At 72.2% G+C, this 17,422-nt stretch carries 12 protein-coding genes; 1 reads left to right on the top strand and 11 read right to left on the bottom strand.

The window, feature by feature from the left end; genetic code table 11:
- Window positions 1-50 precede the first annotated feature (50 nt).
- The 10 genes from obgE to BFF78_RS27985 all read right to left on the bottom strand — a co-directional run bounded on the left by obgE (window position 51) and on the right by BFF78_RS27985 (window position 12,906).
- A complete protein-coding gene (obgE, locus tag BFF78_RS28030) occupies window positions 51-1,499 on the bottom strand; it encodes a GTPase ObgE (RefSeq protein WP_069780938.1) in 1,449 nt (482 codons plus the stop codon).
- Between the two features lie 126 nt (window positions 1,500-1,625).
- A complete protein-coding gene (rpmA, locus tag BFF78_RS28025) occupies window positions 1,626-1,880 on the bottom strand; it encodes a 50S ribosomal protein L27 (RefSeq protein ID WP_055703572.1) in 255 nt (84 codons plus the stop codon).
- A 14-nt stretch (window positions 1,881-1,894) separates the two neighbouring features.
- On the bottom strand, window positions 1,895-2,215 hold the full coding sequence (rplU, locus tag BFF78_RS28020) for a 50S ribosomal protein L21 (protein ID WP_009188585.1): 321 nt from the start codon (window positions 2,213-2,215) through the stop codon (window positions 1,895-1,897).
- A 234-nt stretch (window positions 2,216-2,449) separates the two neighbouring features.
- Entirely contained in the window at window positions 2,450-6,811 is a 4,362-nt protein-coding gene (locus BFF78_RS28015; protein ID WP_193433550.1) for a ribonuclease E/G, read from the bottom strand.
- 262 nt (window positions 6,812-7,073) lie between these two features.
- Entirely contained in the window at window positions 7,074-7,844 is a 771-nt protein-coding gene (locus BFF78_RS28010; protein WP_069780937.1) for a TIGR03936 family radical SAM-associated protein, read from the bottom strand.
- Between the two features lie 46 nt (window positions 7,845-7,890).
- Window positions 7,891-9,003 (bottom strand): phage tail tape measure protein, encoded by a 1,113-nt coding sequence (locus tag BFF78_RS28005; protein WP_069780936.1) that lies wholly within the window; start codon window positions 9,001-9,003, stop codon window positions 7,891-7,893.
- A 170-nt stretch (window positions 9,004-9,173) separates the two neighbouring features.
- A complete protein-coding gene (locus BFF78_RS28000; RefSeq protein ID WP_069780935.1) occupies window positions 9,174-10,508 on the bottom strand; it encodes a Dyp-type peroxidase in 1,335 nt (444 codons plus the stop codon).
- Between the two features lie 22 nt (window positions 10,509-10,530).
- Window positions 10,531-11,466, bottom strand: a complete 936-nt coding sequence (locus tag BFF78_RS27995) for a hypothetical protein (RefSeq protein ID WP_227025947.1) — start codon at window positions 11,464-11,466, stop codon at window positions 10,531-10,533.
- 85 nt (window positions 11,467-11,551) lie between these two features.
- Entirely contained in the window at window positions 11,552-12,085 is a 534-nt protein-coding gene (locus BFF78_RS27990) for a hypothetical protein (RefSeq protein WP_069780933.1), read from the bottom strand.
- A 272-nt stretch (window positions 12,086-12,357) separates the two neighbouring features.
- Window positions 12,358-12,906, bottom strand: coding sequence for a hypothetical protein (locus tag BFF78_RS27985; protein WP_069783856.1), 549 nt, complete (start codon window positions 12,904-12,906; stop codon window positions 12,358-12,360).
- Window positions 12,907-13,174: 268 nt separating this feature from the next.
- Here BFF78_RS27985 and BFF78_RS27980 point away from each other — a divergent pair, with 268 nt between their 5' ends.
- Entirely contained in the window at window positions 13,175-14,401 is a 1,227-nt protein-coding gene (locus BFF78_RS27980) for a PP2C family protein-serine/threonine phosphatase (RefSeq protein ID WP_069780932.1), read from the top strand.
- Between the two features lie 54 nt (window positions 14,402-14,455).
- On the opposite strand, the gene BFF78_RS27975 is transcribed toward BFF78_RS27980, so the two are convergent.
- On the bottom strand, window positions 14,456-17,374 hold the full coding sequence (locus BFF78_RS27975) for a SpoIIE family protein phosphatase (protein ID WP_227025946.1): 2,919 nt from the start codon (window positions 17,372-17,374) through the stop codon (window positions 14,456-14,458).
- Between the last annotated feature and the right edge of the window lie 48 nt (window positions 17,375-17,422).

The following is a 17,422-nucleotide window of genomic DNA, read 5'->3' as shown; positions in this document are numbered from 1 at the left end:
AGGGCGGGCCGGAGGGAAACCTCCGGCCCGCCCTCTCGTATGGCCGAGTCCTACTCGAACGGGTCGAACTCGTCGTACTCCCGCAGTGCCTCGTCCCGCTCGGCCTGCTTGTCCCGGCGGCGCTGGGCCGCGGGCCGCGACGCGTCGAAGCGGTGGTCCTCGCCCCGGCGGCCCAGCATCTCCGCACCGGCCATCACCGACGGCTCCCAGTCGAAGACGACCGCGTTGTCCTCGGGACCGATGGCGACACCGTCGCCGGACCGGGCGCCCGCCTTCATCAACTCCTCCTCGACACCGAGGCGGCCCAGCCGGTCGGCGAGGTAGCCCACGGCCTCGTCGTTGTTGAAGTCGGTCTGGCGGACCCAGCGCTCCGGCTTCTCGCCACGCACCCGGAACAGCGGCTCGCCGCCGACCTCCTCGCGGGTGACGGTGAAGCCGGCGTCGTCCACGGCCCTGGGCCGGATGACGATCCGGGTCGCCTCCTCCTTGGGCTTCGCGGCGCGCGCCTTGGCGACCAGCTCACCGAGCGCGAACGACAGCTCGCGCAGCCCGATGTGGGCGACGGCCGACACCTCGAAGACGCGGTAGCCGCGGGCCTCCAGGTCGGGCCGGACCATCTCGGCGAGGTCCTTGCCGTCGGGCACGTCGACCTTGTTCAGGACGACGATGCGGGGCCGGTTGTCCAGGCCGCCGTACTGCCGCAGCTCCTCCTCGATGATGTCGAGGTCGGAGACCGGGTCGCGCTCGGACTCCAGGGTCGCGGTGTCCAGCACGTGCACCAGCACACTGCACCGCTCCACATGCCGCAGGAACTCCAGGCCGAGGCCCTTGCCCTGGCTGGCGCCCGGGATCAGACCCGGCACGTCGGCGATGGTGTAGACGGTCGAACCGGCCGTCACCACACCCAGGTTGGGCACCAGGGTGGTGAACGGGTAGTCCGCGATCTTCGGCTTGGCCGCGCTGAGCACGGAGATCAGCGAGGACTTGCCGGCGCTCGGGTAGCCGACCAACGCCACGTCGGCGACGGTCTTCAGCTCCAGGACGACGTCGTGCAGGTCACCGGGCTCGCCGAGCAGCGCGAAGCCGGGCGCCTTGCGGCGGGCGGAGGCCAGCGCCGCGTTGCCGAGGCCGCCCCGGCCGCCCTGTGCGGCGATGTACGAGGTCCCGTGGCCGACCAGGTCGGCGAGCACATTGCCGGCCTTGTCCAGCACGACCGTGCCGTCCGGCACCGGCAGGACCAGGTCCTGGCCGTCCTTGCCGGAGCGGTTGCCGCCCTCGCCGGGCTTGCCGCTGGTGGCCTTGCGGTGCGGGGAGTGGTGGTAGTCGAGCAGCGTCGTGACGGACTGGTCGACGGTGAGGATGACGTCACCGCCCCGCCCGCCGTTGCCGCCGTCCGGGCCGCCGAGCGGCTTGAACTTCTCGCGGTGTACGGAGGCACAGCCGTGACCTCCGTTACCCGCGGCGACATGCAGCTCGACGCGGTCCACGAAGGTGGTCATGGTTCAGTGCCTCCAGAAACTCACGGGTATTACCTATGTCAACACGCGAAAGGCGGACCCGCCTTCCCGACCGGGAAGTGAGGTCCGCCTCGCGAAACGTTCGGTCTGAGCTTTGAATCAGAAGGCTCAGGCGACCGGAACGACGTTCACGACCTTGCGGCCGCGGTGGGTACCGAACTCCACCGCACCGGCCTGCAGGGCGAACAGCGTGTCGTCGCCGCCACGGCCGACACCGGCGCCGGGGTGGAAGTGGGTGCCGCGCTGGCGGACCAGGATCTCACCGGCGTTCACGACCTGACCGCCGAAGCGCTTCACGCCGAGCCGCTGGGCGTTGGAGTCGCGACCGTTCCGGGTGGACGATGCGCCCTTCTTGTGTGCCATGTCTCCTCAGTCCCTTACTTCGCAGCCGTGGGGATCGACGTGACCTTGATCGCCGTGTACTGCTGGCGGTGGCCCTGCCGACGGCGGTAGCCGGTCTTGTTCTTGTAGCGCAGAATGTCGATCTTCTGGCCCTTGTGGTGGTCCACGACCTCGGCCTGGACCTTGATGCCGGCCAGCACCCACGGGTCGCTGGTCACAGCGTCGCCGTCGACAACGAGCAGGGTCGAGAGCTCGACCGTGTCGCCAACCTTGGCGGTGGAAATCTTGTCAACCTCAACGATGTCGCCGACAGCAACCTTGTGCTGGCGACCACCGCTGCGCACGATGGCGTACACGCGGATCTCTCTTTCGCTCGTTCAGAACCGGCACCCCCGCAGGCCAGCCGTCCAGGAACACCACGGACGACCTCTCCCGGCCCGCATTGCGCCCGGGAGGAAAAGGTTTACGGGGATGTGGCGTGTTCAATGGACACGCCGACGGTCAAGGTTACGGGGCCACGACCTGGAGGGTCAAACCGGACCCCGGTGGGTGTGGGGCCGGTCACGCGGACCGGCCCCACAGCCCGGGCGTCAGCCCTCGTCGGCCACGTCCGCGGCGGCGGAGACCGTGGTGGTCTTCTTCGCCGTGGACTTCGCGGCGGCCGTCTTGGCCGCCTTCTTGGCCGTGGTCTTCTTGGCGGCCGTCTTCTTGGCGACGGCCTTCTTCGCCACGGTCTTCTTGGCGGCGGCCTTCTTCGCCGTGGCCTTCTTGGCGGTCTTGCGGGCCGCCTTCTTGGCCGGAGCGGCCTCCTCGGCAGCCGGGGCCTCCGCCGCCACGACCTCCTCGGCAGCCGGGGCCTCCTCAGAGGGGACCGACGGGACGACCACGACGGCCGCCTCCGCGGTGGCGGTCGGCGTGCCGACCTTGCGCACGGCACGCCGGCGCGGGCGGGCCGGGGCGGCGGGCTCGGGCGCCTCCTCGACGGCGGCCGCTGCCGGGGCCTGCGCGGCTGGCGCCTCGACGGCGGGCTGTGCCACCGGTGCCTCGGCCGCGGGCGCGGTCTCCGGCACCGTCACCACGGTCGCCTCCGCACCCGCCGGGGAACCGGCCGGCGCCGACACCTTCCGGGTCGCACGACGGCGCGTACGGCCCTGCGGCGCGGCCTCCTCGACGGCCTCGGCCTGCGGCGCCGGGACCATCTGGTCCTCGACGGCCGTGGGCACGGCCAGCGCCTCGGCAGCCGGCTCCGGACGCACCGGGCGTGCCGCCGCCTCCTCGGCGGTGACGTGCTGGGCGGTCGGCGCCTCCGCAGCCGCGGCGGCCTTGGCCCTCGGGGCCTTCTCGCGGGGAGCCTCCGCCTTCGGCGCACCCGCCGGAGCCGAGGCCCGGCGGCTCGCCCGGCGGCGCGTACGGCCACGGGTGGCCGCCGCCTCCGCCTCGGCGACGCTGCTGTACAGCTCCTCGTCCGGCGCGAAGTCGGGGGCCGGCAGCGTGACCGGCTCGGCGATCTCGGCGGCCACCTCGGCGGCGGTCTCCACCTCGGGCTCGACGGCCTCGCCGGTCTCCACGGCCACGGCGGCGGTCTCGTGCACGTGCTCGGGCGCCTCGCCGCCCCGGCCGCGCTTCTTGCGCTTGCCGCCACCGCCTCCGGCGGCCGCCGGCTGCTCCATGTGCACGATGACACCGCGGCCGTTGCAGTGGACGCAGGTCTCGGAGAAGGACTCCAGCAGGCCCTGGCCGACCCGCTTACGGGTCATCTGCACCAGGCCCAGCGAGGTCACCTCGGCCACCTGGTGCTTCGTACGGTCGCGGCCCAGGCACTCCAGCAGGCGGCGCAGCACCAGGTCGCGGTTGGACTCCAGGACCATGTCGATGAAGTCGATCACGATGATGCCGCCGAGGTCGCGCAGCCGGAGCTGGCGCACGATCTCCTCGGCCGCCTCCAGGTTGTTCCTGGTGACCGTCTCCTCCAGGTTGCCGCCCTGGCCGGTGAACTTGCCGGTGTTGACGTCGACGACGACCATCGCCTCGGTCCGGTCGATGACCAGCGAACCGCCGCTGGGCAGCCAGACCTTGCGGTCCAGCGCCTTGGCGAGCTGCTCGTCGATCCGGTAGGTGGCGAAGGCGTCGACCTCGGAGGTCCACTTCGACAGCCGGCCGGCCAGGTCCGGCGCGACGTGCGAGACGTACCCGTGGATCGTCTCCCAGGCGTCGTCACCGCTGACGACGACCTTGGAGAAGTCCTCGTTGAAGATGTCGCGCACGACCCGGACGGTCATGTCCGGCTCGCCGTACAGCAGCGTCGGGGCGTTGCCGTTCTTCGACTTCTTCTGGATGTCCTCCCACTGCGCCTGCAGCCGCTCGACGTCCCGGCGCAGCTCGTCCTCGCTCGCGCCCTCGGCGGCGGTGCGCACGATGACGCCCGCGTCCTCGGGGACGATCTTCTTGAGGATGGTCTTCAGCCGAGCCCGCTCGGTGTCGGGCAGCTTGCGGCTGATGCCGGTCATGGAGCCCTCGGGGACGTACACGAGGTAGCGGCCCGGCAGGGAGACCTGGCTGGTCAGACGCGCGCCCTTGTGCCCGATCGGGTCCTTGGTGACCTGGACGAGCACGGACTGGCCGGACTTGAGCGCCGACTCGATACGACGCGGGCCGTTGGCCATGCCCAGCGCCTCGAAGTTGACCTCACCGGCGTACAGAACGGCGTTGCGGCCCTTGCCGATGTCGATGAAGGCGGCCTCCATCGACGGCAGCACGTTCTGGACCTTGCCCAGGTAGACATTGCCGACGTACGAGGTCGACTGCTCCTTGTTGACGTAGTGCTCGACGAGCACGCCGTCCTCGAGGACGCCGATCTGCGTGCGCTCGCCGTGCTGGCGCACGACCATCACGCGCTCGACGGCCTCGCGGCGGGCCAGGAACTCGGCCTCGGTGATGATCGGAACGCGCCGGCGGCCCTGCTCACGGCCTTCCCGGCGGCGCTGCTTCTTGGCCTCCAGACGGGTCGAGCCCTTGATGGACTGCACCTCGTCGGAGGGCTCGGCGGGCTTGCGGGGCTCGCGGACCTTGACGACCGTGCGCTCGGGGTCACCCTCGCCGGGCTCGTTGTCGGCGGAGGTGTCACCGGCCCGGCGCCGGCGACGGCGGCGACGGCGGCTGCCGGAGGTGGAACCGGCGCTCTCGTCGTGGGCCTCCTCGGCGTCCTCTTCCTCCTGCTCGGCGGTGTCCTCGGCGTCCTGCGCGGCCTGCTCGGCGGCCAGTTCCTCGGCCTCGGCGTCCGCGCCCTCACCGGCCTCGCCCTCGGCGGCGTCACCGCGGCGGCGGCGCCGGCCGCCCCGACGGCGACGGCGGCGCGCACCGGCCTCCTCGAAGCCCTCGGCGCCCTCCGCCTCTTCGGCCTCCTCGGCCTCTTCCGCCTCTTCCGGCTCTTCAGCAACGGCCTCGGCGGACTCGGCGGTCTCCTCGCCCTCGACGGCGCGCGTCTCCTCCGCGGCGGCGCCCCGGCGGCGACGGCGACGGCGCGCACCGGCCTCGGCACGCTCCTCCGCGTACTCCTCGGGCTCCTCCTCGACGGCCTCCGCCGCGGCCTCGGCGGCGGCGCGCTCCGGGGTCTGGAACTTCGGCTCGGCGAACACCGGCGCCTGGAAGACAGCGACGGCCGGGCGAGCGGGCCGACGCGGGGCCTCGGCCTCGGGGGCCGCCTCGGCCTCGGCGGCCTGCGCGGGCTGTGCGGCCTCGGCGAACCCGAAGACGGGGCGCACGGCCCGGCGCCGGGAGCGGCGGGGGGCGGGCTCCTCGGCGGGGGCGGGCTCGGTGGTGTGCGTGGTGACGGGTTCCTCCGGGGTGCGCGCCTCGGCAGCAGCCTCGGCAGCGGGCTTCTCGGCCTCGGCCGGGGCCTTTGCAGCGGCGGAGTCGGCGGCCTTCGGCTCACCGGCGGGCGCGGAGGCGCGGCGGGTGGCCCGGCGGCGGGTACGACGCGCAGCGGCCTCCTCGACGTCACCGCCCGCCTCGGCAGGGGCGGCGGCTTCGGCAGCGGCGGCCGGGGCTTCGGCGGCAGCGGACTCGGCGGCGGCCGGAATCTCCGCGGCGGACTCGGCCGCCTTCGGCGCACCGGTGGGCGCGGAGGCGCGGCGGGTCGCGCGACGGCGCGTACGAGCGGCGGGCGCGGCTTCCTCCGGGACCTCTTCCGTGGCGGCGGGCTGCTCCTGGGCCTTGTCGGCCTCGACGGCAGCGGCCGTGCCGGACTCGGCGGCGGCCGGAACCACCGTCTCGGTGGCTTCGGCGGGCGCGGGGGCACCGGCGGGTGCGGACGCACGACGCGTGGCCCGGCGGCGCGGACGGGCGGCGGGCGCGGTCTCGGCGGCCTGCTCCGTCACGGTTGCCTCCTCAGTCACGGCAGCCTCAGTGGCTGCAGGCGCTTCCTCGGCGCCGGAAACGGCATCCGAAGCGGCACCGGTCGGCGCGGAGACGCTGCGCGTGGCACGGCGGCGCACGCGGCGCGGCGCGGCCTCCTCCCCCACGACGACCTCGCCGCCCTCGGCGACGGCAGCGGGCTGCCCGGTCTCGGCCACGGCCGGGACCACGGTCTCGACGGCCTCGGCGGTAGGCGGCGTCCCCGCGGGCGCGGAGGCGCGGCGGGTGGCCCGGCGGCGCGGACGGCCGGCGGGAGCCTCCTCCTCGGCGGCCGGCGCCGGGGCAGCCTCGGCGACCTCTTCGGTCTCGGCGGCCTCAGCGCTCTCGACTGCCTCAAGCGCCTCCTCGGCCGCAATGGCCTCGGCGACCTCGTCGGACTCCGCGGCCGGTATGGCCGGCAGGGTCACCTCGGTGGGCGCCTCGGCCGCGGCCGGCGGGCCCGCCGGGCGGGAGGCGGCACGGCGACGCCTGCGCGGCGGCAGGGTGTCGCTGGGTGTGTTCAGTTCGGAACCCTCATGGGGTTCGGTCGGCTCGAGCATGCGGGCATTTCTCCCGTCAGGCTCCCGGGCGCCGCGCCTGGTCCGGCGTCGGTCTCGATGGACCGTCCGCCGTTGACGTCCACGGCCCGCGTGATCCGCGATGGCCGCCGTCCGGGGCGCGGGCGCCGCACGGGAGCACTCTGTGTCCTGTCTCGCCGGTTCCGTACGCCTTGTCGGTACGGCCTGGCGAAAGTCTTCTGGTCGGTGCGCTGCCCGACCCAGGTGGCTCCCGAGTACGAGGGCGGCGCTACGACGTCCGTCCCTACGCGGAACCGTCCGGCGCCGTCGCGGCGGCGGCCGGTGCGGCCGTCAGGGCCTCGGCTGCCTCGCGGTCGAGCGCGAGCGGGTCGGTCACCGTGCCGGTCTCTTCATCGAGCAGCCCCTGCGCCAGCCTGGTCACCGCTGCGGGGACCGGCGGCGCCAGGTCGGCCACGGCGCGGAGACCGGACAGGACGTCGTCGGGTCGTACGGCAGGCGTCACGTGCCGAACAACCAGCCGCAGTATCGCACAGGGCTGGTCGGTAGGCCTATCAGCCGGTGCACCGTGCGTTTCCAGACTCACCACGGCCGGGCGGGCGTCGAAGGTACGGACGCCGTTCTTGGTCATCCGCTGCACCTCGACGGTCCCGGCCCGGTTGAAGGCCTCGACCGCGCGCCCGGCGTCCGCCGGGTCGACGCCGTCCAGCCGCAGCTCCCAGACGGAGGCCGTGAGCCGGTCGGCGAGGCCCGAGCTCCGTGCCTCGACCGCCTCGACGATGTCGAGCCCGGTGGGCAGCGACTCGTCGAGGAGGACGCGCAGGGTCTCGGGGTCGCGCCGTGTGGTGAGCGCGATCTCCAGGTACTCCGCCTCACTGCCCGTGCCGGTGGGTGCGGCATTGGCGTACGACACCTTCGGGTGCGGCGTGAATCCGGCCGAGTACGCCATGGGCACCTCGGCGCGGCGCAGCGCACGCTCGAAGGCGCGCTGGAAGTCTCGGTGGCTGGTGAACCTCAGGCGGCCGCGCTTGGTGTAGCGCAGTCGGATGCGCTGCACCGCGGGTGCGGGCGGCGGGCCTTCGGGCTGTCGCTTGCCCAGTGTCCTAGTCCTTCGTGAGTGCGGTCGTACTGCTACCAAGAGTACGTGTCGCGGGCCCCTGAGGTTCCCGCCGGTCCACCGCGGCCGGCCGGCGGGGCTCGCCGAACAGCGTCCGCCGGAAGTCGGCCCGGGCCTGCCGTACCGTCTCGCGGGCACTGGTCAGCGCCTCGCGGACGGCCCGGCCCACCACGCGCGCGCCCTCGGCGACGGGCCGCAGGACGGCATCCCGGACGAGATGGCCGACCGGGGTGAGCACGGTCCGGTACACCCAGCGCAGCGGCTCCACGAAGATCCACCGGAAGAGGGTCCCAAGTGCCCGGCCGACGGCACGCGAGATCTGTCCGGCGATCCGCCAGGCGTGCCCGAGGGCGTCGCCCACCTCCCGTGCCACGACGGCCAGGATGCGGCCGACGGGCGTGAGGATCCAGCGCCACAGCGCGAGGGCGGGCAGGACGAAGAGGACGCGCAGGGTCCAGTGCAGGGCGACCCCGATGCCGGTGGCGATCGCGCCGAGCAGCCACCCCAGCCCTCGTACGCACCAGGCGACGGCACGCCCGACGGGCGCGAGGATCCGGTCGTACAGCCACCGCGCGGGGACGACGAGCAGATACCGGGCCAGCCAGGCGACGGCCGTGTACACGCCGATGCCCACGGCGGTGAGCACGGCGCCGATGCCCCGCAGCAGCCGGGTGACCGCGTGCCCGATCGGGCACAGCACGCGCGCGTACACCCACGCGAGACCGGCACCCACCCCGCGCGCGAGCCACGCGACGGCGTGCCCGACGGGGGTGAGGACGTACCGGTACACCCACACGGCCGGTACGACGACGAGGACGGTGCCGAGCCATGCCAGCGCCTTGCCGACGGGGACCAGGACATGGCGCCACAGCCCCACCAACGGCCATATGAACAGGGCCTTTCCGACCCACAGCAGCGCCCGGCCGAGCGGCCTGAGCACGGTGTCCCGCAGAAACCTTCCGGTGACGACGAGCGCGTCCCACGCCATGCGCACCGGCACCACCAGCACCAGGACGACGATCCGCAGGGGGACGCGGATCGCGACGGTGAGGCACCCTTCCGGCTGCCGGGGCTGGGGAGGCGGCTTGTGCGGTTCCATACCGGGGTAGACGCCCGGGCCACCCGTTCGGATCCTCAGCCGGGGAAGCGGGGCGGGGTCGGTCGTAGGGCGGCAGGGCGATGTCGTCGGTGCCGTCCGCGCCGACCTCGGCGGTCGTACCCGTCAGGGCCGCCGGCCGGCACCCGGCGAGGAGGGCGAGCGAACGGGAGTCAGTCCTGAAGGTCGCCGAGCCAGCGCAAGGCGGTCAGACCGGGCAGGAAGCAGTACTCGCCACCCCGGGTGACGACGAACCGGGGCAAGGGGGCAAGGCGTCGGCGCAGTGGCCGGCGAGGGATGGTGTAGCCGGCTCCTCCTTCGGCGGATCCGGTGACGGGGTCCCTGGCGTCGCCCGCCCCGAAGAAGACCCCGTCGTTCATCCATTCCGACTGGACGAACTCGAACTGCCGCCCCAGGTGCGCACCGACGAACGCGAACATCAGGCCGCGGTCCGCCCCGTCGTCCTCCAGGGCTCCGTCGGGCAGGGGCGGACCGTAGACCGCGCCGCGCCGGATCATGCGGTGCAGCCGTACCTCTCCGGCCACCGAGGCGTCCCGCGGGTTGGCCCGGCGGATGTGGCAGCCGCCGGGAGTGGTGAAACCGGCTGGATCGTCCCGCTCGTACAGGAACGCGTTACGGCGGTACGGGTCGGCACCGAGCCCGGGATCGTCGCACTCGGGCGCGAGCGCCAGGGGCGCTCCGCTGCGCCAGCGGCCCATCATCTTCGCCGCGACCAGTTCCTCGTCCCGGGGCCCGGTGGAATTGTCCCGCAGATAGCGTCTGAACTCGGCGACTTTCTGGTGGAGTTTACGGAAGACCGCGTAACTGCCGTTACGCCCCAGCACGGTCGGCTGCGGTGTCTGAACGCCGCCGAGCTCGTCCGGGTATCCGAGGACGAACTCACCGGCTCTGAGGGGCACTTCGAGCCGATTGGACCCGGGAATGCCGCTGCCTTCGACGGCCGGGTGGCTGACGCCGTCGCGATAGCCGAAATGCTCGGTCTCGGTGGGCAGGGCACAGCAGTCCTGCCGCCAGATCGCCGTGACACCGGACAGGCGCTCGTACACGGGCCGGGCGCGGTCCACCGCCGCCTCCAGGCGCGGGGAGTCGGGCGCGACCGCTGTGATCACCACGTGCACATCGCCGGTGCCAAGGGGCGCTTCCCAGTGCTCCGGACCGCTCTCACCCACATCGCTCAGCGCCTTGGCACGGGCCCTCATGCCCTGGCGGAACTCCCACGCGAACGTGTCCAGCGACGAGCGCGGCACGCCGAGTGCCCGCAGCCCCGCACAGGTGACGGCGGCGCTCACCCAGGTCTCCCCCAGCGGGCTGACCGAGTCCGCGACAGAGGTCACCGCTCCGCTCAGCCTGCGCATCAGCTCCCGCCCGTGGGCTCTGTCATCGATACGGAAGGCGAGATACGTCGCCGCATAGGGAGTCGGCCGCGGGCTGAGGACCCCCCGCTGAATGTCGTCGAGCTCCAGTTCCACTCCGGTGGGCACACTCACTGCCGGCCTCCTTGCCGCACCGCTACGAGACGAGGTTCCGCCAGAAATTCCGCAGACTTTCGTCGGCGCCGAAGAGGGTGCTGAAGATGGTCGAGTCGGCGAGGAGTACGTCGCCTGCCCGATCGCCGTCGGGAGGCATCCACAGGAACATGTTGAACTCGGTGTTGCCCTCTTCGGTGAACGGATGCGGCCGGGATGTGTCGATCGGCTGCCGGGCCAGGACATGGATCGCTTTCGGCTCGTCCGCCGTCACGGCGTAGTGCGGCAGATGCATGTGGAAGTTGAAGTTCGTCACCCCGTGCAGCCAGCGCTTTTCGTCCAGGTCCCGGATGGTGGACAGGGGGGCGATCCGGCTGTCCGCGCCGGTGGCGGGGCGCAGTCCGTAGCGGTTCACGACCGGCACGCCCAGCCCTTTCATCAAGTCCCTGACATACGTGGCGAATCGTTGCTGGCGAGGTACGAGGGGGTCGCCGTGGTGGCGGTATTCCATGTCCCGCTGCGACGGATCGTCCGACGCGCCGACGTCGTGGTGCGGCCCCAGGACGAGGCAGGCGTCCTCCCGGGCGAGGAAGGCCCGCAGCGCCTCGATCTCCTCCGGCCGGGCCTCCTGCTCCGTGATCATGTGGTCCAGTCCGAACACGAACAGGATGTCGGTGTCGCCGAGGACCCGTTCGTCCAGCGGCGTGTGGAAACCCGCCTGGTCGATGCGCTGATACACCGGGACGGGGTGCCCGGTGACCTCCCCGACGAATTCCTGGAACGGCTCCCAGGCCCAGAAGAACAACTCCAGCGACCCCGAGATGCCCTGCTGGAACCGATAAGGGTCGGACCATTTCGGGTCCTCGTAGGCCGGCCACGCCACCCGCCGGACCTCGGTCATGGTGGAGAAGCGGTTGTCCAGCTCGGCCGCGTTCCGGCCCGCCTCGGCCGGATAGCTCCACGAGACGTAGATGCTCACACGCCGCCCGCCCGGCGTGTACGACCGTGGAATGTGCCTCTGGTTGTATGTGCGCGCGGTTTTGGCCTCGCTCATCTCGGTCGCCTCACTGCATCTGGTCGAGCACGTCGGAAAAGGCGCTCTTGATGCGCAGAGCCTTCTTGATCTCATCCGCCGTCACGTACGGATACTCTCCGTATTCGATGAAGCTCGGGCATTGATGTTCGCGCACAAACCTGATGAACGCCTCCGGATTGGTCCGCCAGTCCTCGGGAAACCCTTCGAGGTGCTCGAAGACCGTGCTCACGCCGGCCTTCGTGAACAGCGCGATGGCGTCCTCGGTGTACTTGTCGAAGTCGGTGTCGAAGATGCCCTGGTACATGAAGCGTGTGTCGTCGTCGAAGAGCACCCAGCGCAGGTAGTGCAACTTGAGCGGCGCGAGAAGGTACGGATCCTGCTCCAGCGCCTTCGCCAGTTCGTAGCCGTACCCGCGTACCGCGTCGGCGTGGCCCGGCTTGACCCGCGCGACGATGGTGAACCCGTAACACGCCGGAGTCCTCGGGAAAACCGGACCGTATTTCCCCTGCTCCAGATGATCGGTCTCTTTGGGGATGACGACCGCCTGAGGCTTGATCTCCATGTCCGGCCCTCCCTCGGCTCAAGGTCTCGGACCGCCCCTTATGCCCCACATCGTCCCACTCGACGCCCCACCGCGCCCGGCGGCCGACCAGGCGTTGAGGGCATGGGCCCTGCAGCAGGCTTGTCTCACGCGGCCCCGAGGGCCGTCCGCCCCCGACCGGATCAGCCGGACCGCGTCCATCAGGGGTGGTCAGCGGATAGGCCACGACCAGGTCGTCCTCGGAAGCGAAGCACCGAGCAGATCTGTCCACGACGTTGTCAGTCCAGCGGGGGTCAGCCGAGGCGCGTCCGGGCCGATGCCTCCGCCCGGTCGGCTCGGGCCAGAAGGCGGGCCCGGCCGCGCGGCCACCACATCAGGTCGGCCAGGAAGAGCGCCACCATCAGCCACGAGGCGATGGTCTCGCCGGTGGAGCTCATCACGGTGTCGTACACGGCGAGAGCGACCGCGAGCGCGGTGACGAGCAGGACGATCCAGCGGTGCAGCCGGTCCTCCTCGGCGGTCCGGCGCAGGGCGTCGGCGTACTCGGCGACCGCGGGCGCCAGCCGGGGATCGTCGATGGCCTCGCCGCGCCGGGTGGCGCGTACCACGGCCGCACGGTCGGTGCGGTTCATACCCTCGGCCGCAGGCCAGATCCTGCCCATCCGGCGCGCCACCCGGGTCCCGTAGAACAGGCTGAGCACCACGAAGACCACCACGGCGCCCGCCCATGACTTCGCCTCGACGACGGCGAAGGCCCCGAAGAAGACGCCGGCCGCGAGGCCGGCGCCCACCGCCCGGCTCGCCGGCCCCCGCCGCCACATCCAGCCCGGAACGAGAATCACCCGTTCACGGTGGCCATCGCCCATCGAGGACGCAACCACCGCACCGGCACGTCGACTCCGGCACACGCGCACGGCGCACCGCACCCGGGAGGGCTCGTTCAGACACGGGAAGCCGGCCGGCGGGCGCTCATCGCACCGGCCGGGTCGGATCACGGTGCGGCCGACATGCCGCGCATGGCGTAATGAACAGCTCCGCAGGCTTGCAAGGTCACGTTGTGCGGAGGCGGTAACCAGCCTGGACGCGGGAAGGCGGGTGTCACATCGGGCCATGGGCACGGAGCGCATTGACCGATCGGAGGGCTTCGGCGAGCGGCTGCTCGGCCTGTTGCTGGACAGGGCGCGGCTGCTGCCGCCCCAGATGATCGCCCCGCTGATCGCGGAGGGGGTGGCCAGGATCGGCGGTCGTGATGTCTCCATCCTGCTCCAGGACTACGCACAGGAATTGCTGGTGCCGCTGCCGGGCAGGAACCTGCACGTGGCCCAACCAGAGCCGGTGGTCGACTCCCCCGCCGGGCGGGCCTTCCTGCGCGGCGACATGGTCGAGGTGGCGCAGGCCCGCGGCGGCGTCCGGATGTACCTGCCGCTGCTGGACGGCAGTGACCAGGTGGGCGTCATGGCCCTCACCCTGGACGCGGTCGGCGACGACGACCGGCGGCTGCTGCACAGGCTTGCCAGCCTGGTCGCCGACATGCTGGTCACCAAGAACGCCTATACCGACCTGTTCTTCCAGGCCCGGCGCCGGGAGCCGATGAGCGTGTCCGCGGAGATCCAGTGGAGCCTGCTGCCGCCGCTGACGATGACCGTGCCGCAGGTCCAGGTGGCCGGCGCCCTGGAGCCCGCCTACCGCGTCGCAGGCGACAGCTTCGATTACGCCCTCAACGGCAACATCCTGCACATGGCCGTCATCGACGCGATGGGTCACGCCTTGGACGCCGCCACGATGGCCGCCGTGGCCATCGGTGCCTACCGGCATGCCCGGCGCGTATTCATCAGCCTGGACGAAAAGTACGCGTTCATGGACGATGCCATTTCCAAGCAGTTCGGGCCGGACCACTTCGTCACGGCGCAGCTGATGCACCTGAACGTCACCACCGGTGTGATGGAGCTGGTCAACGCGGGCCACCCCGCGCCGTTGCTGATCCGCGACGGCGAGGTCGTACAGCAGCTGGAGAGCGCGACGACGCTGCCCGTCGGCTTCGGCGGTGAAATGCCCCGCGTCAAAGAGCACGTGCTCCAGCAGGGCGACCGGGTGCTCTGCTACACCGATGGCATCATCGAGGAGCATGTCGCCGGCGGGGAGGCGTTCGGCGAGGAACGCCTCATCCGCTGCGTCAACCGCCTGGGGGAAGAGCCGTCGGAGGGCGTGCGGGCGGATCTGCGCCGGCTCTCCCACACGCTGAAGAGGGAACGGGGCGGGCGCACCACCGACGACGCCACCCTTTTCATGATCGAGTGGCACGGAGGCACCGCCGACCACCTCGCGATCCTCGACTGAACGTCCCCATCGGCCCCCGGCGGTGTCGTGCTGCGACGGGGCGGCCGGGCAGCCTCAACGTGAAGGCCGGGCCGAGGCCGTGGGGAGGAGCTGTTCGGTCCAGATGGCCTTGCCGTTTCGGGTGTGGCGGGTGCCCCAGCGCTGGCAGAGTGCGGAGATGAGCTGCAGGCCGCGGCCGCCCTCGTCGGTGACGGAGGTGTGGCGGATGTGCGGCGTGGTCAGGCTGGCGTCGGAGACCTCGCAGATCAGTGCGCGGCTGCGGAGCATGCGCAGCCGGATGGGGCCGCAGGCGTGCCGGATGACGTTCCCGACCAGCTCGCTGACCAGAAGTTCGGTGGTCATGATCAGGTCCTCGTGGGCCAGGCCCCAGTCGGTGAGCTGGGCGCGGACCAGGTCGCGCGCCTGGCCCGCCGCCATCGGGTCCTCCGGCAACGGCCACTCGGCGACGTTCTCCGCGTCCAGCGGGTGGGTGCGGGCCAGCAGCAGGGCGGCGTCGTCTATCAGCGCGCCGTGGGCGGGCAGGAGGGCGGAGGTGAGGGTGGCGCAGAGAGCGTCCAGGTCGGACGCGTCCGCCGGTGAGGCCGGCATGGCGTTCACGGACTGGGACAGGAGCTCGGCGAGGCGGTTCATGCCGGTGGTGACGTCCCTGTCCTTGCTCTCGACCAGGCCGTCGCTGTAGAGGGCGAGCAGGCTGTCGGCGGGCAGACGGGTCTCGCGGGTTTCGAACGGCGGCGCGGCCACCCCCAGCGGCGGGTCCGGGGTCATGGGCAGGAAGGTCACGGGGCCGTCGGGGTGGGCCACCGCCGGGGGCGGCTGACCGGCGCTGGCGTACGACAGACGCCGGCTCACCGGGTCGTAGATGCCGTACAGGCAGGTCGCGAAGGCATCGGTGCCCAGCTCGCCGACGATGTCGTTGAGGTGGCCGAGGATTTCGTCGGGCGGCAGCTCCAGCTCCGACAGGGTACGGACGGCTGTGCGGAGCCCGCCCATGGTGGCGGCCTCGGCCATGCCGTGGCCCATGACGTCGCCGATCACGAGCGCCACCCGGGCCGCGGACAGGGGGATCACGTCGTACCAGTCGCCGCCGACGTCGGCTCCCTGTTTGGCCGGCTGGTAGCGCGCCGCCGTCGTCACCTCGGGCAGCTGGGGCAGTGCCTGCGGCAGCAGGCTGCGCTGGAGGGTACGGGCCCGGGTCGTCGCCTCGTCGTAGAGCCCGGCCCGCTCCAGGGCCTGCGCGATCAGTCCGCTGAGCGCGGTCAGCAGCGTTCGTTCGTCATCGTCCAGTGCCCGTGGCCGGCCGAAGGAGATCACCGCCGCGCCGATCTCGCGCCCCGACACCGCCAGCGGCAGAAAGGCCCACGCCTGCTTGCCGCTCTCGTGGACCAGGGTCTCGGTCCCCGGGTAGCTCTTCAAGAACTCCTCCGGGGAGGAGATGCAGAGCGGGGTGCGGGTGCGCAGGGCGTCTCCCACCGGGTTCGTGGTGTCCAGCACCGCCCAGCGCCCGTCCAGCAGCCGGGTGAAGCGCTCCCCGTATCCCCGGGAGCCGACCACGGTGAGCCGGTCGCCGACCACGCCGAACATGATGAGTCCGGTGGCTCCGAGAGGTGTCATCACGCCGTCGGCCACCGCCGCCATCACGTCCTGGGCCGTGACAGCCTCGGCCAGCTCCCGCGTGATCCGCTGCACCAGGGCCGCTCGCTCCGCCGACGCCCGCTCCGCGGCGGCCCGTTCGGCCTCCCGCAGATGCCGCTCGGTGGTGTCGGTGATGTAGAGCGTGAGGCCTTCCGGCACCGGCAGCAGCCGCAGGTGGTACCAGGACGTCCCGTCCGGCCCCGGTACGTCGAATCCGGCCGGCCGTCCCTCGGCCGCCGTGGCCCGGCACCGTTCTTCCAGCCCCGGCACGGCTCGTACCGCGGGAATGTTCCACAGCAGGGCTCCGGCCACGTCTCCCGCGGCGCCGAGGAGCCGCTCGGCGGCCTGGTTGAGAAATCCGATGCGCCACTCCGTGTCCAGGGAGACGAAGCCGTCGCTCATGTGCCGCAGCGCCCGCCCCACCGACTCGGCGGCGGCGTGCGTCTCGCTGCTGTCCCGGAGGGTGCCGATCACCTTCGCCGGCGCCCCCTCTTCGTCCGTGATCGTCCGGGCACGGGCCTCGATCCAGAGGTATGTGCCGTCCTGGCGCCGGATCCGGTACTCGTTCTGGAAGCCGCCGCGCAGCTGGATGCCCGTGTCGAAGCCGGCTACCGCCGCCGGCAGGTCGTCCGGGTGGATCAGCGCCGCCCACGCCTCGATGCCGCCGGTCATCACCTCCGGATCGATGCCGGGCAGCACCTCCTGGACGGGCTGGTCGGCGGTCAGCTCGCCGGTGCGCAGGTCCCAGGTGTACCCGATGGAGGGCGCCCCCTCCTCGTCCCACGGGGCGGTCTGCCGCGGTCCCGGCCCGTCCTCCAGGGCGCGCAGCAGGGTGGGGGACGGATTGAGGATCCCGGACGACCTGAGCCGGCCGGACATCCAGGCCGCCACGTCGTTCAGGAACCCGCGCTCCGCCGGGCCGGGCTCGGTACCCGGGGCGAAGAGGACGGAGAGCGCGCCGCGTCGCCGGCCACCACCCGGAATGGGCACGGCCAGATGACCGATCCCGGCGGGCAGTCGGGCAGGCCACAGGGCGGCGGGGTCCCGGCCGGGCACCGGGTCGGGCGGGGCCAGGTCGGGCCGCCAGCTGACGGTGTCATTGCGGGCGGCCCTGCTCGGCGGCGCCGCGCCCCGTGCCGGGATGATCAGCCAGGGCCGGGTCATCGACTCCGGCAGGCCGCTGTCGGCGACCAGGTAGAGGACGCCGCTCATACCGCCGCCCGGGAGATGCACCATGCCCCCCAGGCCGTGCACCTCGGCCACGGCCTGCTGGAGCCCGGTCAGCAGCACTTCGACATCGCGCCGGTCCTCGTGCACGGCGTCGAGCAGCCGCATCCGCATGCGGTGCCGTTCCAGGGGCCGTTTCGCCTGTATGGTCCGCAGGCTCCG

Source organism: Streptomyces fodineus, assembly GCF_001735805.1.
Lineage (GTDB): Bacteria > Actinomycetota > Actinomycetes > Streptomycetales > Streptomycetaceae > Streptomyces > Streptomyces fodineus.
Note: the sequence above shows the minus strand (reverse complement) of the source record. Positions and strands in the feature narration are given on the sequence as shown.

Coding starts and splice junctions, on each gene's coding strand:
- BFF78_RS27980 (WP_069780932.1), top strand. CDS start 13,175: ATGGGCACGGAGCGCATTGACCGATCGGAGGGCTTCGGCGAGCGGCTG.
- rpmA (WP_055703572.1), bottom strand. CDS start 1,880: ATGGCACACAAGAAGGGCGCATCGTCCACCCGGAACGGTCGCGACTCC.
- BFF78_RS27990 (WP_069780933.1), bottom strand. CDS start 12,085: ATGGAGATCAAGCCTCAGGCGGTCGTCATCCCCAAAGAGACCGATCAT.
- BFF78_RS27975 (WP_227025946.1), bottom strand. CDS start 17,374: ATGCGGATGCGGCTGCTCGACGCCGTGCACGAGGACCGGCGCGATGTC.
- obgE (WP_069780938.1), bottom strand. CDS start 1,499: ATGACCACCTTCGTGGACCGCGTCGAGCTGCATGTCGCCGCGGGTAAC.
- BFF78_RS28015 (WP_193433550.1), bottom strand. CDS start 6,811: ATGCTCGAGCCGACCGAACCCCATGAGGGTTCCGAACTGAACACACCC.
- BFF78_RS28005 (WP_069780936.1), bottom strand. CDS start 9,003: ATGGAACCGCACAAGCCGCCTCCCCAGCCCCGGCAGCCGGAAGGGTGC.